17 protein-coding genes are annotated in these 19,161 nt (G+C 66.3%); 7 read left to right on the forward strand and 10 right to left on the reverse strand.

Going from position 1 to position 19,161, the window contains the following annotated elements; translation table 11 throughout:
• Positions 1–724: dihydrodipicolinate synthase family protein (locus tag H928_RS0103045; protein ID WP_027010489.1), on the forward strand; the 724-nt coding region annotated here is incomplete at its 5' end.
• A gap of 41 nt (positions 725–765) precedes the next feature.
• Here the strand turns inward: H928_RS0103045 and H928_RS0103050 are convergent.
• The gene (locus H928_RS0103050) at positions 766–1,779 is read right to left on the reverse strand and encodes a LysR family transcriptional regulator (RefSeq protein WP_043338437.1); all 1,014 of its coding nucleotides are present in this window, start codon (positions 1,777–1,779) and stop codon (positions 766–768) included.
• Between the two features lie 220 nt (positions 1,780–1,999).
• On the opposite strand from H928_RS0103050, the gene H928_RS0103055 reads away from it, so the two are divergent.
• Genes H928_RS0103055 through aldA form a run of 4 tightly spaced genes read left to right on the forward strand, consistent with a single transcriptional unit; the run spans position 2,000 to position 6,800 of the window.
• Positions 2,000–3,298 carry an MFS transporter gene (locus H928_RS0103055; RefSeq protein WP_027010490.1) on the forward strand — a complete coding sequence of 433 codons (1,299 nt, stop codon included), beginning with the start codon at positions 2,000–2,002 and terminating at the stop codon, positions 3,296–3,298.
• Between the two features lie 23 nt (positions 3,299–3,321).
• Complete coding sequence (rhmD, locus tag H928_RS0103060) at positions 3,322–4,509, forward strand: L-rhamnonate dehydratase (protein WP_021025188.1); 1,188 nt, start codon at positions 3,322–3,324, stop codon at positions 4,507–4,509.
• Positions 4,510–4,555: 46 nt separating this feature from the next.
• Positions 4,556–5,356: an HpcH/HpaI aldolase/citrate lyase family protein gene (locus tag H928_RS0103065; protein WP_021025189.1), complete on the forward strand. Its 801-nt coding sequence runs from the start codon at positions 4,556–4,558 to the stop codon at positions 5,354–5,356.
• A gap of 10 nt (positions 5,357–5,366) precedes the next feature.
• Entirely contained in the window at positions 5,367–6,800 is a 1,434-nt protein-coding gene (aldA, locus tag H928_RS0103070) for an aldehyde dehydrogenase (protein ID WP_027010491.1), read from the forward strand.
• A 110-nt stretch (positions 6,801–6,910) separates the two neighbouring features.
• Here aldA and H928_RS0103075 read toward each other — a convergent pair whose 3' ends face one another.
• Positions 6,911–7,498, reverse strand: coding sequence for a TetR/AcrR family transcriptional regulator (locus H928_RS0103075; protein WP_021025191.1), 588 nt, complete (start codon positions 7,496–7,498; stop codon positions 6,911–6,913).
• Between the two features lie 88 nt (positions 7,499–7,586).
• Here H928_RS0103075 and H928_RS0103080 point away from each other — a divergent pair, with 88 nt between their 5' ends.
• The gene (locus tag H928_RS0103080) at positions 7,587–8,870 is read left to right on the forward strand and encodes an MFS transporter (protein WP_021025192.1); all 1,284 of its coding nucleotides are present in this window, start codon (positions 7,587–7,589) and stop codon (positions 8,868–8,870) included.
• Between the two features lie 25 nt (positions 8,871–8,895).
• On the opposite strand, the gene H928_RS0103085 is transcribed toward H928_RS0103080, so the two are convergent.
• The 3 genes from H928_RS0103085 to H928_RS0103095 are packed head-to-tail and all read right to left on the reverse strand — an operon-like array spanning position 8,896 to position 12,121.
• Complete coding sequence (locus H928_RS0103085) at positions 8,896–9,909, reverse strand: tripartite tricarboxylate transporter substrate binding protein (RefSeq protein ID WP_021025193.1); 1,014 nt, start codon at positions 9,907–9,909, stop codon at positions 8,896–8,898.
• A complete protein-coding gene (locus H928_RS0103090) occupies positions 9,906–10,922 on the reverse strand; it encodes an NADPH:quinone oxidoreductase family protein (RefSeq protein WP_021025194.1) in 1,017 nt (338 codons plus the stop codon). Before H928_RS0103090 ends, H928_RS0103085 begins: the two co-directional genes overlap by 4 nt.
• Before the next feature lie 14 nt (positions 10,923–10,936).
• On the reverse strand, positions 10,937–12,121 hold the full coding sequence (locus tag H928_RS0103095) for a CaiB/BaiF CoA-transferase family protein (protein ID WP_021025195.1): 1,185 nt from the start codon (positions 12,119–12,121) through the stop codon (positions 10,937–10,939).
• Between the two features lie 151 nt (positions 12,122–12,272).
• Between H928_RS0103095 and H928_RS0103100 the strand changes: the two genes are divergently transcribed.
• A complete protein-coding gene (locus H928_RS0103100) occupies positions 12,273–13,196 on the forward strand; it encodes a LysR family transcriptional regulator (protein WP_021025196.1) in 924 nt (307 codons plus the stop codon).
• Between the two features lies 1 nt (position 13,197).
• On the opposite strand, the gene H928_RS0103105 is transcribed toward H928_RS0103100, so the two are convergent.
• From H928_RS0103105 to H928_RS32010, 5 genes are all read right to left on the reverse strand, one after another.
• Positions 13,198–14,340, reverse strand: a complete 1,143-nt coding sequence (locus H928_RS0103105) for an ABC transporter substrate-binding protein (protein ID WP_021025197.1) — start codon at positions 14,338–14,340, stop codon at positions 13,198–13,200.
• The gene (locus H928_RS0103110; RefSeq protein WP_021025198.1) at positions 14,337–15,140 is read right to left on the reverse strand and encodes an ABC transporter ATP-binding protein; all 804 of its coding nucleotides are present in this window, start codon (positions 15,138–15,140) and stop codon (positions 14,337–14,339) included. The genes H928_RS0103105 and H928_RS0103110 overlap by 4 nt, the downstream gene beginning before the upstream one ends.
• Complete coding sequence (locus H928_RS0103115; protein ID WP_021025199.1) at positions 15,137–16,246, reverse strand: iron ABC transporter permease; 1,110 nt, start codon at positions 16,244–16,246, stop codon at positions 15,137–15,139. The genes H928_RS0103110 and H928_RS0103115 overlap by 4 nt, the downstream gene beginning before the upstream one ends.
• The gene (locus H928_RS0103120) at positions 16,246–18,681 is read right to left on the reverse strand and encodes a TonB-dependent receptor (protein ID WP_021025200.1); all 2,436 of its coding nucleotides are present in this window, start codon (positions 18,679–18,681) and stop codon (positions 16,246–16,248) included. The genes H928_RS0103115 and H928_RS0103120 overlap by 1 nt, the downstream gene beginning before the upstream one ends.
• An 87-nt stretch (positions 18,682–18,768) precedes the next feature.
• On the reverse strand, positions 18,769–19,161 hold a 393-nt coding region (locus tag H928_RS32010), incomplete at its 5' end, for a hypothetical protein (RefSeq protein WP_021025201.1).

Below are 19,161 nucleotides of genomic sequence, written 5' to 3' on the forward strand. Positions count from 1 at the left end.
GGTGGCGGCGCTGGCGGTGGAGCAGGCCCAGGGCGTGCCCGTGGTCGTGGGCATTGGCGCGCTGCGCAGCCGCGATGTGCTGGACCTGGCCGATGACGCCCAAAAGGCTGGCGCCAGCGGCCTGCTGCTGGCCCCGGTCTCCTACCAAAAACTGTCCGATGACGAGGTCTATGGCCTCTACCAGGCCGTCTCGCGTGCGGTGTCGGTGCCCATCGTCGTGTACGACAACCCCGGCACCACGCGCTTTGAGTTCAGCGATGCGCTGCATGGCCGCATTGCGCAGTTGCCCCATATCGCCTCGATCAAGATCCCCGGTGTGCCGGCCGATGCGGCCGAGGCCAAGGCGCGTGTGCAGCGCCTGCGCGCTGTCGTGCCCGCCCATGTCAGCATCGGCGTCAGTGGCGACGCCTTGGGGGCCAAGGGCCTGGTAGCCGGTTGCGATGCCTGGTACTCGGTCATCGGTGGCCTTTGGCCCCAGACCACCTTGGCGATCACGCGCGCTGCGCTGGCCGGCGATACGGCGCAGGCGCTGGAACTGTCCCACCGCCTCGCGCCGCTGTGGTCCTGGTTCCAGCAAAAGGGCGGCAGCCTGCGCTCGGTCGCCACCGCTGCCGAGCTGATGGGCCTGGCCCGCTCACCCTGCCTGCCGCTGCCGTTGCACACCTTGCAGGGGGAGGATCGCGCGGCATTCGCAGCGCTGTTGCAAACGCTGGATCTGGCCTAAACACGGCGACGACTGGCCGCTGACAGGCCAGCGGCCAGTGCTCAAGCCGCCAGGCGCCTGGCCTGCGCGCGCAGCAGATCCATAAAGTTCTGCTGCTCCTGCGAGGCCTCCTGGTCCTTGCGTGTGAGCATGCCAAACGGGGCCATCGGCACATCGATCTGCACTGGCAAGGTCTTGACCAGGCCCATGCGCAGATAGTCCTTCAAGGCCGAATCCGACAGCAGCATCACCGCGTCCGTCAACTGCACCAGTTGCTGCATCGAGTAGACGGAGCTGCACTCGGTGATATCGGCCGGCACCGGCAGCTCCAGGCTTTGCAGCAGCTGGTCCAGCGCGATACGCGCCGGCGTGCTGGCCGGCTGCAAGATCCAGGGCCAGTCGCGCACCAATTCCTCCCAACTCAGCTTGCGGCGCCGCGCCAGAACATGGCCGCTGCGCACCACCACCAGCAGGCGCTCATTGCCCAGCGCTTCAAAGTCATAGGCCTCGCTGTCGCCAGCAATGCGGCGGCGCGCAATGGCCAGGTCAATGCGGCGCTGGTCCAGCAGGCGCAGCACCTGGTCGCTGGTGTCGCCCATGATGCGCAAGCGCAGCTGCGGGCTCTGCGCTTTCATCTGGGCCACGGCCGTCATCACCAGGTCGGGCGCTGCGCCCATGATGGTGCCGATCGCCAGGTAGCCATAACCGCCTTGGCGGCGCACCGCCAGGTCCTCGGCGCAGCGGTCCAGGCTGTTGAGCGAGGCCTCGGCAAAGCGCACCAGCTGCAGGCCCAGCGCGGTGGGGCGCATGCCGCGCGGCAGGCGCTCAAACAGCTGGCAGCCAAACATGTCTTCGATCTCGCGCAGCATGCGCGTGGCAGCCGGTTGCGACATCGCCAGGCTGATCGATGCGCGGTGCAGATTCAGGCTCGACCCCAGCGCCACCAGCATGTGCAGATGCTTGTAGCGCAGGCGGTTGAGCAGGCTGCGCTGCAGCGGTGGTGCGGCCGATAAAGCGGGTTTTGCTGGCATAAATAAAAGGTATCGGATATGACTGAAATTTGATTTGTTAGGCATCAATCATGCGCGTACATTCAGCTCCATACAAGAACGAATGACCTTTTAGGAGACAAACATGAACGCCATCGCGCACACTTTTTTCCGACCTCACGACGGCGCTAGCGCAAGCCGCGCCCTATAGGCGCTGGCTTGCCAGTGCCGCCTTCTCCTTTCTCGCTCCCGCAGCGCCCGCCATTTGGCAGGCGCGCAGGCCGCGCATTGTCTTTAAGGATTTGTCGTGAAAAAACTCCCCGCTCCCTTGCTCGCCAAGATCTCCTGGCGCCTGCTGCCCTTCTTGCTGCTGATGTACATCATGGCCTTTCTGGACCGGGCCAATGTGGGCTTTGCCAAGGTGGCCTTCCAGGCCGATACCGGCATCAGTGACGCCGCCTTTGCGTTTGGCGCCGGTGTGTTCTTTGTCGGTTATGCACTCCTGGAAGTGCCCAGCAATCTGATCATGCACCGCATCGGCGCGCGCATCTGGATGTGCCGCATCATGGTCACCTGGGGCCTTGTGTCGGCCGCGATGATGTTTGCCCATAACGAGACCACCTTCTATGTGCTGCGCTTCCTGCTGGGCGTGGCCGAGGCGGGCTTCTTCCCCGGCGTCATCCTGTACCTCACCTACTGGTTCCCCGCCGCGCACCGGGCGCAGGCCATGGGCTTTTTCTACTTCGGCGCGCCGCTGGCCTTTATCTTTGGCAGCCCCTTGTCGGGCCTGCTGCTGGAGCTCGATGGCATGGGCGGCTGGCATGGCTGGCAGTGGCTGTTTGCGGTCGAAGGCCTGATGGCTGTGGCCGTCGGTATCTGGTCGTATTTCTACCTCACCAACCGCCCGGCTGATGCCCAGTGGCTGAGCGCCGACGAGCGCCGCCAGGTGCAGGAGATCATCGACAGCGAAGAGCGCGCCAAGGGCGGCCACCAGCACAGCCTGCTCGCCGCCATGTGCCAACCGCGCGTGCTGTACCTAGCCCTCGTTTATCTGCTGATCCAGGCCAGCGTCTACGGCGTGGTGTTCTACCTGCCCAGCCAGGTGGCGGGCCTCTTGGGCACCAAGGTGGGTCTGCAAGTCGGCCTGGTCTCGGCCATCCCCTGGCTCTGCGCACTGCTGGCGGCCTGGTGGGTGCCCGGCTTTGCCCAGCGCAGCCAAAAGCCCCGCAGCGTGGCCAGCATGACCCTGGTCGTCGCAGCCATCGGCATGGCCGCATCGGTGAGCTTTTCCAGCCCGCTGCTGGGCGTCGCAGCCCTGTGCTTTGCGGCGGCCGGCTTTATCGCGGTGCAGCCGGTGTTCTGGACCTTTCCTGCCAACACGCTGGCGGGCGCCGCTGCTGCGGGTGGCATTGCGCTGATCAATTCGCTGGGCGCGGTCGGCGGATTTGTCGCCCCCATCGTCAAGAACTGGGCCGAGGGCCATTTCCACTCACCCGCCGCAGGCCTGTACCTGCTGGCAGGCACAACGGTACTGGCAGCGCTGCTGGTGCTGGGCATCCGGGCCCGCATGGCGCCCGCTGCGCTGCAGCCCCAGGCCGCTGCCTAAATTGCATAAGGAGCAACACCACCATGAGCCAGATCCCCACCATCAAGCAAGTGCGCGCCTATACCCTCAAAGGGGGCGGTGCCGACTACCACGACCAGGCCGATGGCCACTGGATCGACGACCACATCGCCACGCCCATGGCCAAGTACCCCGAGTACCGCCAGAGCCGCCGCAGCTTTGGCATCAATGTGCTGGGCACCCTGGTGGTCGAGATCGAGGACAGCGCAGGCAATGTCGGCTTTGCCGTCACCACCGGCGGTGAGCCGGCCGCCTATATCGTCGAGAAGCACCTGGCGCGCTTTCTGGAAGGCGCCAAGGTCACCGACATCGAACGCATCTGGGACCAGATGTACTGGTCCACCCTGTACTACGGCCGCAAGGGCATCGTGATCAACACCATCTCCGGCGTGGACCTGGCGCTCTGGGACCTGCTGGGCAAGGTGCGCGGCGAGCCGGTGCACCAGCTGCTGGGCGGCGCGGTGCGCGATGAGCTGCAGTTCTACGCCACCGGCGCGCGCCCCGATCTGGCGCAGAAGATGGGCTTTATCGGCGGCAAGATGCCCCTGCACCATGGCCCGGCCGAAGGCGAAGAAGGCCTGCGCCGCAACCTGGAGGAGCTGGCCACGATGCGCGAGCGGGTGGGCCCCGATTTCTGGCTGATGCTGGACTGCTGGATGAGCCTGGACCTGAACTACGCCACACGCCTGGCCCAGGGCGCGAAGGAGTATGGCCTCAAGTGGATCGAAGAGGCACTGCCGCCCGATGACTACTGGGGCTATGCGGCCCTCAAGAAGAACGTGCCCACCGGCATGCTGGTGACCACCGGCGAGCATGAGGCCACGCGCTGGGGCTTTCGCCAGCTGCTGGAGATGGGTTGCTGCGACATCATCCAGCCCGATGTCGGCTGGGGCGGTGGCATCACCGAGCTCTTGAAGATATCGGCGCTGGCCGATGCCCACCAGGCGCTGGTGATTCCGCATGGCTCCAGCGTCTACAGCTACCACTTTGTGGCCACGCGCCACAACAGTCCCTTTGCCGAGTTTTTGATGATGGCGCCCAAGGCCGACGAGGTCGTGCCGATGTTCCATCCGCAGCTGCTGGGCGAGCCGGTGCCGGTGCAAGGCCGCATGCGCCTGTCGGCGCTGGACAAGCCCGGTTTTGGCGTGGAGCTGAACCCGGCTTGCGAACTGCACCGCCCCTACACCCATTGATAACCATTGCTGGGCCCGCGCTGGCGGCCCACCCAGGAGACAGTTTATGGATTTGCCATTGAACCCTTTCAAGGCCGCGCTGCGCCGCAGCGAGCCGCTCTACGGTATCTGGGCCGGTTTTGCCACGCCCTATGCGGCCGAGATCATCGCCACCACCGGCTACGACTGGATGCTGGTGGATGGCGAGCATGCGCCCAACACCGTACCGACGCTGCTGGCGCAGCTGCAGGCGGTGGCGCCCTATGCCACGCACCCGGTGGTGCGGGCGGTGCATGGCGATGCGGTGCTGATCAAGCAGTTGCTGGACGCTGGCGTGCAGACCCTGATGGTGCCGATGGTCGAGACGGCCGAGCAGGCCCGCGCGCTGGTGCAGGCGATGCGCTACCCGCCGCATGGCATCCGGGGTGTGGGCGGGGGCCTCACCCGCGCCACGCGCTGGGATGCGGTGCCTGACTACATCCGCACTGCGCATGAGCAGCTCTGCCTCATCGTGCAGATCGAGTCGCGCCTGGGCGTGGAGAATGCCGCCGAAATTGCGGCCGTCGACGGTGTCGATGCCGTCTTTATCGGACCGGCAGACCTGTCCACCGGCATGGGCCATGCGGGGGACGCCAGCCAGCCCGAGGTGCAGGACTGCATACGCCGCACCATCGAGACCACCCTGGCCCATGGCAAGGCCTGCGGCATTCTGGCGCCGCGCGAGGAAGATGCGCGCCGCTACACCGACTGGGGCTGCCGCTTTGTGGCCGTCGCCATCGATATCAGCCTGATGCGCCAGGCCGCCGTGGCCAACCTGGCACGCTACCGCGCGCCCCCCCAGCCTGCCATTGTCTCTACCACCTACTGAGGACGACCCCATGCCAACCACCCCTGTTTTGCGCAATTACATTGCCGGTGCGTTCAGCGACAGCGCCGAGCTGCACGAGGTGCGCACCCCCGCCACGGGCGCGCTGCTGGCGCAGTCGCCGCTGTCAGCCCAAGCCGATGTGGACCGCGCCATTGCAGCGGCACGCGGCGCGCAAAAAGCCTGGGCACGCCGCCCGGCGATCGAGCGCGCGCAGTTCCTGCGCCGCATTGCCGCCCGCCTGCGCGAGAACGTGGCGCGCATTGCGCGCACCATCACCGAGGAGCAAGGCAAGGTGCTGGGCCTGGCCGAGGTGGAGGTGAACTTCACGGCCGACTACCTGGACTACATGGCCGAATGGGCGCGCCGCATCGAGGGCGAAGTCATCAGCAGCGACCGGGCCAACGAGCAGATCTTTCTGCTGCGCAAGCCGATGGGCGTGGTGGCCGGCATCCTGCCCTGGAACTTCCCCTTCTTCCTGATCGCGCGCAAGATGGCGCCGGCGCTGCTGACCGGCAACACCATCGTCATCAAGCCCAGCGAAGAGACCCCCATCAACTGCCATGCCTTTACCGAGTTGCTGGCCCAGTGCGAGCTGCCCGCTGGCGTGTTCAATGTGGTCTATGGCCAGGGCGGCACCGGCGGCGCGCTGTCGGCCCATGCCGGGGTAGACATGATCAGCTTTACCGGCAGCGTGGGCACGGGAGAGCGCATTGCTGCCGCCGCTGCGCCGCATATCACCAAGCTCAACTTGGAGCTGGGTGGCAAGGCGCCCGCCATTGTGCTGGCCGACGCCGACCTGGACCTGGCCGTCAAGGCCATCCGCGATTCGCGCATCATCAACACCGGCCAGGTCTGCAACTGTGCCGAGCGCGTCTACGTGCAGCGCCAGGTGGCCGATGAGTTCACTGCACGCATCGCCCAGGCGATGGCCGCCACCCGCTATGGCGACCCGATCGCGCAGGCCGATGTGGAGATGGGCCCGCTGATCAACCAAAAGGGCCTGGACAGTGTCGATGCGAAGGTGCGCCGTGCGCTGGCCGATGGCGCGCAGCTGGTCACTGGCGGCCAGGTGGCCGATCTGGGTGCCGGCTTTCACTACCAGCCCACCGTGCTGGCCGGCTGCCGTGCGGACATGGAGATCATGCGCAAGGAAATCTTTGGCCCTGTGCTGCCGATCCAGGTGGTCGAGGACCTGGACGAGGCGATTGCGCTGGCCAATGACTGCGAGTACGGCCTCACGTCCTCCCTCTACACCCGCGATCTGTCCAAGGCCATGCAGGCGATGCGTGAGATCGATTTTGGCGAGACCTACATCAACCGCGAGAACTTCGAGGCGATGCAGGGCTTCCATGCCGGCGTGCGCAAGTCGGGCGTGGGCGGTGCCGATGGCAAGCACGGGCTCTACGAGTACACCCATAGCCATGTGGTGTACCTGCAGTCCTGATCGAGCAGCCACCCTGAGGTTGAACAGCCTCCGCTATCCGCCGTAAAAGAAGGCCGCCAACCCGGGTTACCCAGGTTGGCGGCCTTTTGCATTGGGCGCCATGGGGGCGGTCAGCGCTTGGCGCTCAGCCCTTCCACCACCACGCGCACCTGTTGCAGCACCTCATCGGCCAGTGCAGGATCGGCCTTGACGACGCCGCGCGAGATGGCCATGGCGCCAACCAGGGCGGCGACCAGCGTGCTGGCCAGCGCCTGGCGCTGCTGCGGGTCAGCGCTGTCCGGCAAGGCGGCCTCGATGCCGGCGCGCAGCTCGGTAAAGCCGTCGCTGAAGCTGCGGCTGACGGCCTCGCTTTGGCGGCCGGCATCGCAGGCGGTAGAGACCAGCGGGCAGCCCCGCGTCATGTCATCGCGCACCTGGGGGTTCAGGTAATTGTCCAGGTAGGTGGCCATCGCGTGGTCGCTTCGCTCGCTGGCTTGCTTGACCCGGCCAAAGCCTTGCTCAAAACCATGTGCCAGCGCTTGGGCTGCCAGGTCTTGCTTGTCGCTGAAATGCTTGTACAGCGCGCCCTGCGTCAGGCCCGCCTGCTGGCAGATATCGGCCACGCCGGTGCCGTCGATGCCGCGTTCCTTGAACAGGGCAGCGGCGGCATCGAGCAGTGCCTGGCGGTTCTGTTGCGCTTGTTCCTTGGTGACTTTCATCGCAAATACCCTGCTTGAAGCTGTGCTTGACAGTTTTTGATTGTGATCGCTATCATTGTAACTCCTCCGTCGATAACCTCCAAATAACATGCTCGCTTCCCGACTCGCCGTGCTGCTCCAGCGCCATGGCATCCATTACGCCTGGGTGATTGCCGCCATCACCTTTTTGGCCATGCTGGTCACCTCGGCGGCCCTGGGCCTGCCGGGGGTGCTGATGCAGCCGCTGGCCGTCGAGTTTGGCTGGAGTGTGCGTGATCTGTCCTCGGTGTTTGCGACCCGCTTTGCGCTGTATGGCCTGCTGGGGCCCTTTGCAGCCGTCATTTTGCTGCGCTATGGCGTATCGCGCGTGGTGGCGCTGGCCGCAGCGGTGATTGCCAGTGCCTTGCTGCTGGGCCTCATCATGCGCAACCTGGGCCAGGCCTTTGTGCTCTGGGGCATTGTGCTGGGCATGGGCACGGGCCTCACCGCGATGGTGCTGGGCGCGACGGTGGCCAACCGCTGGTTTGTGCAGCGCAAGGGCCTGGTCATGGGTTTGCTGGCCGGCAGCAGTGCCACCGGCCAGCTGCTGTTCTTGCCGGCTGCTGCCTGGCTGATTGCGCAGTACGGCTGGCGCTGGGCGCTGCTGCCAGTCGTCGCGGCCTCGGCCATCGTTCTGGTGCTGGTGCTGCTGTTCATGCGCGACAGCCCGGCCCAGATGCAGCTGAGCGCCTATGGCGCGGACCCCGCTGCCGCGCCCGCCGCCCCTGCGCCCCGCGCCAGCTGGGGCCTGCCGTTCAGCACCTTGGCGGCTGCGTCCAAAGTGCCGGCTTTCTGGATTCTGGCGGGCACCTTCTTTATCTGCGGGCTCAGCACCAATGGGCTGATCCAGACCCACTTTGTCTCGCTCTGCGGTGACTATGGCCTGGGGCCGGTGCCAGCGGCCTCGGTACTGGCGATGATGGGCATTTTTGACCTGGTGGGCACGACCTTGTCGGGCTATCTGTCGGACCGCTATGACAGCCGCAAGCTGCTGTTCTGGTACTACGGGCTGCGCGGGCTGTCGCTGTTCTGGCTGCCGTACTCCGAGTTCACGATCGCCGGCCTGTCGCTGTTTGCGGTGTTCTATGGCCTGGACTGGATTGCGACGGTGCCGCCCACCGTCAAGCTGGTGGCCAGCGAGTTTGGCCCCGAGCGCGCTGCCCTGGTGTTTGGCTGGGTGTTTGCCGCCCACCAGCTGGGCGCGGCTGTCGCTGCATACGGTGCAGGTCTGGCACGCTCGGTGCTGTCGTCGTACTCGCCCGCGTTGTTTGTCGCAGGCGCCGCTTGCCTGGTGGCGGCAGCGGCGGTGCTGTGGGTGCGCAAGCCGGTGGTGGCCATGCGCGCCGTGGGATGACCGGTCCAGCGCCGGGCGCCTTGGCTCAATCGGCCCTTGCGCCCGAGCGTTTCACAATCTCGGCCCATTTCTTTTCTTCGCTGCGCATATAGGCCAAAAACTCCTGCGGGCTCGATCCCACCGGCTCGGCGCCCATGCGCTGGTACTGCGCGGCCACCTCGGGCTTGCGCAAGGCCTGCTGCGCCGCTTGGGCCAGTTTGCCCACGATCTCGGGCGGCGTGTTCTTCGGGGCCCAGAGGCCATACCAGGTGCTGGTGGCGTAGTCGGCAATGCCCGATTCCTGCATGGTCGGGATCTGCGGCAGCGAGCTCGAGCGCTTGGCGGTGGTGACGGCCAGCGCCTTGAGCTTGCCCGAGGTGATAAAGGGCATGGCCGAGGGCATGGAGTCAAACATCAGCTGGATCTGGCCGCCCATCAAATCGGTGAGCGCCGGTGAGCTGCCCTTGTAGGGCACATGCTGCATCGCAATGCCGGTCTTGAGCTTGAACAGCTCGCCCGACAGATGCTGCGACGAGGCATTGCCGGCCGAGCCAAAATTGATGCTGGCCTTGCTCTTTTTCAGGTAGGCCACCAGCTCCTGCACGTTCGACACCGGCAGCTCGCTGTTGACCACCAGCACCAGCGGCACATCGACAATCTGCGTGATCGGCGCAAAGTCGTTGAACGAGTCATACGGCACCTTGTCGTAGACCGAGGGGTTGATCACCTGCAGCGAGGCATTGGCCAGCAAGGTGTAGCCATCGGGCTGGGCCTTGGCGACCTGGGCCGCGCCCACCATGCCGCTGGCGCCGGGCTTGTTGTCGATGAAGATGGTCTGCTTGAGGCTCTCGCCCATCGAGATGGCCACCAGGCGGCCCACCAGATCGGTGGGGCCACCGGGCGGGTAGGGAATCACCAGCTTGATGGTTGAGGCCGGGTAATCGGCCGCCGATGCCGCATGGGCGGCGGGCAAGCCGCTGCCCAGCAGGGCCAGCCCTAAGCCGGTCTGCAGCAGCGATTGCAGGGCCTGACGGCGCTGCGCTAGGTGGCGTTGTGTCATGTCTTGTCTCCTTGTATTTGTAGGGCGACCTTGCCCAGCACCTCGCGGCTGTGCAGCGCGTCCAGCGCCTCGCACAGCTCGTCCATGGCATAGACCCGCGAGATGTCGGGATGGATGGCGTCGCGCTGGGCCATCTCCAACAGTGCGGCCATCATGGCCTGCATGGCAGCGGCATGGCGCTGGCGTTCGTTGGCGGGCGTCCAGCCGATGTACTGGCCATAGAAGAAGCCGTGGATCGTCAGGTTCTTGACCAGTGCGATATTCATCGGCACCTTGGGGATCGTGCCGCTGGCAAAGCCGATGATGACGATGCGCCCGTTCTGGGCCGTGCAGCGCAGCGCCTGCAGCAGCAGGTCACCGCCCACCGGGTCAAACACCAGGGTTGCGCCTTTGCCCCCCGTCACCGCTTTGACCTGCTCGATCAGGTGCTGCGGATCGACCGCATGCTGCGCGCCATGGCGCAAGGCGGCCTGGCGTTTGTCTTCGCTGCTGGCGCAGGCAATCACCTGCACATCGGGCACCTGGGCCGCCAGCTCCACGGCGGCCGCGCCGACGCCCGAGCCCGCACCCAGCACCAGCAGGCTGTCACCCGCCTGCAGCGCCGCGCGCCAATGCAAGGCGGTGTAGGCCGTGCCGTAGGAGATCGGCAGCGCCAGTGCGCGCAGTGGATCGAGCCCCGCCGGCACCGCATACACGGTGCTGGCATGTACCTTGGCCTGCTGCGCATAGGCGCCCCAGTCGCAGATAAACACGACCTGGTCGCCTACCTTTACATGGCTCACAGCGCTGCCGCATTGCAGCACCTGGCCCACACCTTCGGTGCCAGGCACAAAGGGCAGCGGCGGGGGCTTTTGGTACTTGCCTTCAATCAGCAGGCCGGTGGCGTGGCTGACGGTGGCACGGGTTACCTCGATCAGCACCTCGTCATCGGCCAGGGCAGTCGGGGGCTCGGTGGTTTGGACGGCAATCACATCGCGGGGCTGGCCGAAGCTGCGGCAGACAATGGCTTTCATGGGCGCGGCTCCTTTCACAGGCCTACGACCTGGCGGGCCGCCAGCGCGTCGATCTCATCGGGCGCCAGGCCCAGGCTGCGCAGAATCTGCTGGCTATCGGCACCAATGCGCGGTGCGGGCAACGGTGCATCGGGCTTGGCCGGCCAGGGGGTGGCGGCCATCAGCACTTCGCCAAAATCGGGCTGCTGCAGGGTCTTGAAGGTGGCCAGGTGCTGCGCCTGCGGGTGCTGCACCACATCGGCGGCGGTGTGCACTACGGCATGCAGCACGCTGTGCTGGTTGAACAGCGCGCGCAGCTCGGCCAGCGATCGATCTGCCACAGCGCGGGCCAGGTCGGCATGCAGCACCGCCTTGTGCTCTAGGCGCAGCGCATTGCTGGCAAAGCGCGGGTCGCTGTCCCAGCCGGCCAGGTCCAGCGCCTTGCCAATGCGCAGGAACTGCTCGTTGTTCAGCGCCAGAATTGTCAGGCGCCCGTCGGCGGCATCAAAAATGCCATTGGGCGCGCTGACGGCCGCCTTGACGGTCTGGCCGCCCAGCACCTCTTCCGACAGCGCAGTCGATTGCAGCGCGCAGCAGACATTGAACAGGTTCAGCTCCACATGCTGGCCCTTGCCGGTTTTGAGGCGCTGCAGCAGCGCCGCCGTGCAGGCCTGCGCGGCGTAGACGCCGGTGGCAATATCGGCCAGCAAAAATCCGATGCGCTGCGGCGCGCCCTGCGCATCGCGGTTGCTGTTCATCAGCCCGGTGTCGGCCTGCATCACCGAATCGGTGGCGGGATTGTCGGCAAAGGGGCCGTCCGGGCCATAGCCGCTGATGGATACATAGACGGGCTCCAGCCCCAGCGCCTGGAGCGCGGCAAAGTCCAGGCCCAGGCGCTCTACGACCTGCGGGCGAAAATTCTGCACCACCACATCGGCATCACGCGCCAGCTGCAGGATCAGCGCCTTGCCCTCGGGGTGCTTGGCATCGACCGCCAGGCTTTGCTTGCCGGCGTTGTAGGTGCTGGACAAGGTGCTGTGGCCATGGCGGGCCACCCCTACATGGCGGCCCCAGTCGCCCTGGGCGGGCTCGATCTTGATGACCTCGGCCCCCTGGTGGGCGAGCAGTTGGGCGCAGTAGGGGCCGGCCACGCCCTGGCTCAAATCCAGGACCTTGAAACCGGCGAGCGGGGTAAACCCCAGTGTTGACTCTGGCGTCACGTATTTGTCTCCATGCTTTGCCCGGGCTATGCGACAGGATGCCGGGCGTTTGTTGTGAGACTCATGGTAGAAACAGGAGGCCGCTTTGGGAACTGCCAAAGCACAGCCATCAGTGGTGATTCAGAATCAACAATCAAAAGGGAAGCCGGCCATGGACCTGAACCTGGTGCGTTTGTTTGTGGCGATTGCCGAGTCGCGCAACCTGAGCGATGCGGCCCAGCGCTCGGGCGTCACGCGCTCGAACGTGTCGCGCCGGCTGGCGCTGCTGGAGCGGCAGTTTGGCGCGCAGCTGCTGCGCCGTACCACGCGGCATATGGAGCTAACCCAGGCCGGCCGCATCCTGCATGGCCAGTGCCTGCAGGCCCTCAATGCGCTGCAAAGCGCCCAGCTGCAGATCGACCAGATCCACCAGACCATCAGTGGCGAGATCCGCGTGCGCATCCCCACCGGGCTGGGGCATTTCCACCTCAAGCCGCTAATCCTGGACTTTTGCCAGGCGCACCCCGATCTGCTGCTGCGCCTCGTGATCAACGACCAGATCCATGACCTGGTGGCCTCCAAGGTGGACCTGGCAATCCACATCACCTCGGCGCCGCTGGAAGACCATGTGGCCACCCGCGTCTGCGGCATTGAGTGGGGCCTGTTTGCCACCCCGGCCTATCTGCGGGCCCTGGGCCTGGCGCTGCAAACCCCGCAGGACATCAAGCACGCCCGGCTGCTGGCGCCCCTCAACATCCACCACCGGCTGGAGTTTTGGCGGCACAGCGATGGCCTGCATGAACAGGTGCAGAGCACGCCGTCGATCCAATCGGGCGACTACCAGTTCCTGTTCAATGCCGCGATGGCCGACCTGGGCGTGGTGCTGCTGCCGTATTACGCGGTGCGGGATGCCATCGCCCAAGGCAGCCTGGTGCAGGTGCTGGGGGGCTTTGGCGTCAAAGGCGTGGGCGATGCGCTCTACATCGTGCGTGCACCCAACCGCCAGCCCTCGGCGGCGACCCTGGCGCTGATCGAGCTGCTGGTCTCATCGATCCAGAAGATGGCGCCGGGCTGGCGGCTGGGCACGGCGCTTTGAGCTAGCAAGGCTCGCCGGCATGGTTGCGGCTGATGTGGAATACAAATTCCGCATCGGGCAGGGTGGTGAAGCGCTGCAGCAACTCGCGGTAGGTCTGGTCCGGGTCCAGCGCTGCCAGGCGCTCGGGGTAGAGCATCTTGGCCAGGTGCTCCAGCGCGGCGATATGGAAGGCGCTGTCGTAGAACTGGTGGTAGAGCGCCTGCACACAGCCACCGGCCCCTGCAGTGGCCAGCGCCAGGCCCTTGCGCTGCATCAGCCGGGCCATGGCCTGCTCCGCCTCGCTGACGGAGATGTCGTAGCCAAAGGGTATGGTGCGCGCACCCTTACGCTGGCGCTGGGTGCCGGTCATCAGGTAGACATCGGGCTGCAGGCCGATCAAGGTCTCCAGCGCGATATCGCCCGTCATACCGGGCAGCAATTGCTTGGCGATATTGCGCCCACCCACCGCCTCAATGAGGTAACCCCAGGCGGTATTGCCCTGCGAGAAGCAGCACTGCGCCAGCCCCAGCCGACCGGCCCGGATCTCGACAAATACGCGCGGCGGGCGTGGCGCGGTAGCTGCCACCTGCTGGATGGCGTGGAGGCGCGCCTGGTAGAACTCCAGATAGGCCTGGGCCTCGGCCTCGCGGCCCAGCACCTGGCCCAGCATCTGCAGCATGGCGGGCAGGTGTGCCACCGGGTTGCGTGAGCTGTCCACATAGAGGATCGGAATGTTCAGCGCCGCTAGCAGCGCGGCAATGCGTCCGCCCTCCACCGCCGGGCGGCTCTCTAGGCTCAGCAGCACCAGGTCGGGGCGCAGGCGCAGCAGTGCTTCCAGGTCGACATGGCCTGCGCTGTCAAACGGCAGCAGCGGCAGCTGCGCAGCATGGGGCCAGCGCTGCTGCATCAGCCGCCACAGGCTGGGGTCGGAGTCGCCCAGCGAGTTGTTCCAGCCGGCAAGGCGGGCAAACGGGTCCTCGCGCTCGAGCAGCGCCAGCGCGGTCATCGTATTGCCGTTTTGCACATAGATGCGCTGGGGCGGCGCAGCGATGCGGACCAGGCGGCCGGCGACATCGCGCACCTGCAGCGGGTAGGCTGCCAGCACGCCGGTGCTGGTGGCCAGCAAAAGCGCAAGGACGGCGAGTAGCTGCTGCAGGCCCTTCATGGCGGGTCTCCTGCGGTGGTGCCATCCACCACGATCTGCAGCCAGCCTTGCGCACAGCTTTGCACCCGGGCCTGCACGCCATAGACCTCGGCGAGCATCGCCGGTGTCAAGGTCTGCGCCGGGCTGCCGCTGGTGTAGAGGCTGCCGCGCCGCAGCACGATGAGCGCATCGGCCCAGCGTGCAGCCAGGTTCAAATCATGCAGCACGGCGATGACAATGCGGCCTTGCTGGGCGAGCATGCGCGCCGTGCCCATGACGAGCGCCTGGTGGCGCAGGTCCAGCGCACTGGTGGGCTCGTCCAGCAGCAGGATGGCCGGCTCGCGGATCACCGATTGCGCCAGGCTCACCAGCTGGCGCTGGCCGCCCGAGAGGCTGTCGAGCGGCAGCAGCGCCAGGTGGGCAATGCCCAGCTGCTGCAGCAAGGCATGCACACGTTCGATGGGCGTGGCGCTGGCCGGTGCATCGCTGGGGCTGCTTTGGCTGCGCAGGGCGGCCAGCAGGCTCTCCAGCACCGTCAGCGCCACGCCTTCGGCAGCGAACTGCGGCATATAGCCGACATACTGCGCGCGCTGCGCAGGCCGCAGCGCATGCAAGGCGGTGCGGCCCAGCTGCAGGCTGCCACGGGCGGGCACCAGGCCCGCCAGCGCCTTGAGCAGGCTGGACTTGCCCGCGCCATTGGGGCCCACCAGCGCGGTCACCTGGCCGGGCTGCAGCGGCGGCAGTTGCAGCTGGTCGATGACCTGGCGCTGGCGGTAGCCCACGCTCAGACCTGTCACCTGCAAGGGGGAGGGCGGGTTCATGCGCGTGCTCCGCTGCGGAAGATCAGCCACACAAACAGCGGCACACCGACCAGCGCGGTGACAATGCCCACCGGCAGCAAGGTGCCGGGCACCAGGGTCTTGCTGGCGATGGAGGCCAGCGACATGATGAGCCCACCCATCAGCGCACTGGCGGGCAGAAAGATGCGGTGGTCCTCACCCACCAACATGCGCGCGATGTGTGGCCCCACCAGGCCGACAAAGCCGATGGTGCCGGTAAAGGCCACGGCGGTGGCGGCCAGCAGGCTCACGCGAAGCAGCGATGCCAGGCGCAGGCGGTTCAGATCGATGCCAAAGCTCAAGGTGCGCTCTTCGCCCAGGCGCAGCACATTGAGCTGCCAGGCCGCGCGCAGCGAAAAAGGCAGCACGCAGGCAATGGCCAGGGCCAGCAGCTGCAGCTTGGTCCAGTTGGCGCGTGCCAGGCTGCCCATGCTCCAGAACACCAGCTGCTGCAGCGCATCGGGCGAGGCCACATACTGCAGCAGCGCCACCAGCGCATTGCAGCTGAACACCAGCGCAATGCCGAACAGCACCAGAATCTGGCGCGAGCCGGGCCGGGCCCGGGCGGTGGCCTGCAGCAGCAGCACCGAGGCAAAGGCAAACACAAAGGTGTTGACCGGCACCATGGCCTCTTCCGGCAGACCCGGAATGCCCAGGCCCAGCACCAAGGCCAGCGCGGCGCCGAGTGCAGCGGCAGACGATACCCCCAGGGTAAAGGGGCTGGCCAGCGGGTTGTTCAGGATGGTCTGCATCTCGGCGCCGGCCAGCGACAGCGCCACGCCCACCAGCACCGCCATCAGGGCATAGGGCAGGCGCAGGTCCTGCACGATCAGCGACGTCTCCAATGGCACCTGGCTGGGCAGAAAGACTGCGGTGGCCAGGGTGGCCCAGTCCAGATCGGTGGAGCCCACCGACAGATCGGCCGCCACACTGAGCAGCAGGCCGATGGCCATCGCCAGCAGCAGGCAAAGGCGCTTGCGCATGAGCTGGGCATAGCCTTGCGCCAGGGCCTGTGCAGAGCCAGGCATGGCGGCAGACGCTGCGCCCGGCGGCGCTGCAGGCAGCGCCGGGGTGGAGGGGCGCGCCATCAGAACGCGGCGCGCAGTGCGACGGTGATATTGCGTGGATCGCCGTAGTAGGTCTGGCGGTAGCGGCCACCGGCAAGGCGGTCGAAGTAAGTCCGGTCAAACAGGTTGTTCACCGTCACCGTGGCCTGCAGGTGGCGGTTGATCTCATAGCCGGCCTGCAGCGCATAGACGGCATAGCCGCCCTGGCGCCAGGTGGTGTTGCCATAGGTCGTGGCATTGCTGCTGTAGGCCTGCATGCCGCCGCCAATCCACAGCCGGCGCAGCGGCTCGGCGGCAAAGCGGTACTTGGTCCACAGCGAGAAGTTGTGGCGCGGGAAGGAGCTGTTGAACGGCTGGCCTTCGGTATCCACACTGCCGCTGACGTGGCGCGTGTCGGTGTAGGCATAGCCGGCCGTCATGTCCCACTGCGGGCTCAGCTTGCCCGATACCTCCGCCTCAAAGCCCTGGCTGCGCACCACACCGGAGGGCAGCGAAAAGCCTTCGTTGAGCGGGTCGGTCACCGCGCGGTTTTCGTCCTGGATGCGGAACACCGCCAGGTGCGCATTGAGACGCTTGTCCATGAACTCACCCTTGATGCCCGCCTCCAGCTGGTTGCCGGTGCGGGCCGGCAGGAAGGCGCCGCTCACCACCGTATCGGTCTGCGGCGCAAACACCTGGTTGGCGCTGGCGTAGACAGACAGCTGCGTGTTCAGGTCATAGACTAGGCCCAGGCTGGGCACGAACTTGGCGCGGATGGACTGGTCATTGGCCGGTTGCTCGGGGTCTTGCGTCTCCCACCAGGCCAGGCGGCCGCCCACCAGCACGGTCAGCGGCTGCACCGGTTTGATGCGGGCATGGGCATAGACGCCATGGTTGGTCACCCGGGTCTTGGGCAGGGTGCCAATGCGCTGCGGTGGCATCAGCAGGTCATGGTCGGGGTGGTCGGCATTTTGCTGAAAGCTGCTGGGGCTGCCTTGCACCTGGCCGCCCTGGTAGGTCTGGTAGTTGGCGCCGATGACCAGGGTCTGCTCCAGGCCATTCCAATCCATCGGCAGCGACAGGTAGGCGTCGATGCCCCGGTCGCGCTCGCGCGACTTCTGGTGGGTGGACAGGATGGTCACCTCGCGGCTGACCGGGTTCAGGTAGCTGTTGGACCAGTAGCGGTCAAACTCGGTGCCGCGCAGAAACTGGTTGGCGCTCAGCTTGAACTTGCCGCCACCGTCCAGCTGGTGCTCCAGCTCGGCAAAGTAGCGCGTTGCGTAGTCGTCCTTCTTGCCATGGATGGAGCCCAGAAAGGTTGAGCGATCCAGGTCCGGGTTGCGGCCGTCAGCCAGCAGCGGCAGGCCGGCAAAGGACAGCGAGCTGCCGCGCTGCTCGGTCGCGCCAATGGACAAGGTGGTGCTGGGGCTGAAGTCGTACTCCAAGGTGCCATAGACTGTGTTGCGGCGCAGATAGACCTCGTCGACAAAGCTGTCGCGGTCGTCATAGATGCCCACCAGGCGCCCACGCAGCGTGCCCGAGGCATTGAGCGCGCCAGTCACATCCAGCTCTTGGCGGCGCTGGCCCCAGGAGCCCAGCACGGTGGCCGATTGCACCAGGAAATCCGCATGCGCGCGCTTGCGAACCAGGTTGATGGTGCCCGAGGGCTCGCCCGCGCCTTCGAGCAGGCCGGTGGGGCCGCGCCATATCTCCACCCGGTCGTACAGGCCCACATCCATCAAGGTGTTGCCCCAGATGCCCTGGCCGCCCTTGGCCGGCAGGCCATCGATCAGGTAGTTGCCCATCAAAAAGCCCCGGGCCTCGATGTTGACGATGCCGGTGCCCGTGGGCTTGGTGCGCATGCCGGTGACATAGCGCATGGAGTCGGCCAAGGTGGTGGCATTCTGGTCTTCGATCTGCTGGCGCGTCAGCACCGAGATGGACTGCGGAATCTCGCGCAGCGCATGCTCGCCCTTGCCAATGCTGACCGCCCGCGTGGTGTAGGACTGGCTGTGCTCGGTGGTGGCGCCGGCATAGCTGTCGCGCACCACCGTGGTGGGCAGCGAGATGGTGGCAGCGGCCCCGGCTGCGGCATCGGCTGGGGCGGCTGACGATGCAGCAGCCGGTTGCACGCTGATCGCACCGCTGGCGGTGATGGCCAGTGCCAGGCCGCTGCCGCGCAGCGCTTGCGCTAAGGCCTGCTCCACCGTCAGCCGGGCGTTGATGGCCGGGGCCTGGCGGCCTGCGAGCAGGGCCGGGTCCATCGACGCGACCAGTCCCGCCTGGCTGGCAATGCGGTTCAAGGTCTGGGCCAGCGGCCCGATGGCGATGTCGATCCCCAGCGCCGACTGCATGGCGGCGGGTGTGCTGCGGGTAGCGGCCGAAGGCAAGGTTTGTGCCTGGCTGGCCGAGGCGCCGGCCAGTGCCAGCGAGGCCGCTAGAACCGAGCGGCGAAAGAGAGCTGTGCTGCGAAACATATGGAACTTCCCTGTGCTTTTGTGGTGCATCTGGAAGGCTTGTGTATCGAGCACGCGAAACCGGACAGTGTTTTTGAAAATTATTTTCTAGCGCACATCAATGCGGGTGAGCCAGCTGCCAAAACGCTGCACCCGGATCGGCAAGGTCTCGGCCAGACCGGTCAGCGCGCGCTCAATGTCGTCCAGCGGGAAGACGCCCTGCACCTGGATCTGCGCTGCCTCGGGCGAGACGCGCAGCAGGCCATGGCGGTAGCGCTGCAGCTGGGCAATGACCTCGTGCAAGGGGCGCTGCTGCACCACCAGCCAGCCGCGCTGCCACTCGGTGCTGGGCATCTGGTCGGCGGCCAGGCGCTGCAGCCCTGCCGCATCGACCTGGGCTGCCTCGCCACTGCCCAGCACGGCGCTTTCGCCGCTCGTGCTGCGCAGCTCGACCCGGCTTTCCAGCACGCGCACCTGGGTGCGCTCGGCCAGCTGCTCAAC

Origin of the sequence: Comamonas sp. B-9, assembly GCF_000410635.1 — a bacterium.
Classification (GTDB): domain Bacteria; phylum Pseudomonadota; class Gammaproteobacteria; order Burkholderiales; family Burkholderiaceae_C; genus Comamonas.

Excerpts from the sequence above, each read along its gene's own strand:
- H928_RS0103115 (WP_021025199.1), bottom strand. The coding sequence starts at position 16,246 with ATGGCGCGCCCCTCCACCCCGGCGCTGCCTGCAGCGCCGCCGGGCGCA.
- H928_RS0103080 (WP_021025192.1), top strand. The coding sequence starts at position 7,587 with ATGCTCGCTTCCCGACTCGCCGTGCTGCTCCAGCGCCATGGCATCCAT.
- H928_RS0103110 (WP_021025198.1), bottom strand. The coding sequence starts at position 15,140 with ATGAACCCGCCCTCCCCCTTGCAGGTGACAGGTCTGAGCGTGGGCTAC.
- rhmD (WP_021025188.1), top strand. The coding sequence starts at position 3,322 with ATGAGCCAGATCCCCACCATCAAGCAAGTGCGCGCCTATACCCTCAAA.
- H928_RS0103120 (WP_021025200.1), bottom strand. The coding sequence starts at position 18,681 with ATGTTTCGCAGCACAGCTCTCTTTCGCCGCTCGGTTCTAGCGGCCTCG.
- H928_RS0103090 (WP_021025194.1), bottom strand. The coding sequence starts at position 10,922 with ATGAAAGCCATTGTCTGCCGCAGCTTCGGCCAGCCCCGCGATGTGATT.
- H928_RS0103085 (WP_021025193.1), bottom strand. The coding sequence starts at position 9,909 with ATGACACAACGCCACCTAGCGCAGCGCCGTCAGGCCCTGCAATCGCTG.
- H928_RS0103065 (WP_021025189.1), top strand. The coding sequence starts at position 4,556 with ATGGATTTGCCATTGAACCCTTTCAAGGCCGCGCTGCGCCGCAGCGAG.
- H928_RS0103050 (WP_043338437.1), bottom strand. The coding sequence starts at position 1,779 with ATGCCTAACAAATCAAATTTCAGTCATATCCGATACCTTTTATTTATG.
- H928_RS0103105 (WP_021025197.1), bottom strand. The coding sequence starts at position 14,340 with ATGAAGGGCCTGCAGCAGCTACTCGCCGTCCTTGCGCTTTTGCTGGCC.
- aldA (WP_027010491.1), top strand. The coding sequence starts at position 5,367 with ATGCCAACCACCCCTGTTTTGCGCAATTACATTGCCGGTGCGTTCAGC.
- H928_RS0103075 (WP_021025191.1), bottom strand. The coding sequence starts at position 7,498 with ATGAAAGTCACCAAGGAACAAGCGCAACAGAACCGCCAGGCACTGCTC.
- H928_RS0103100 (WP_021025196.1), top strand. The coding sequence starts at position 12,273 with ATGGACCTGAACCTGGTGCGTTTGTTTGTGGCGATTGCCGAGTCGCGC.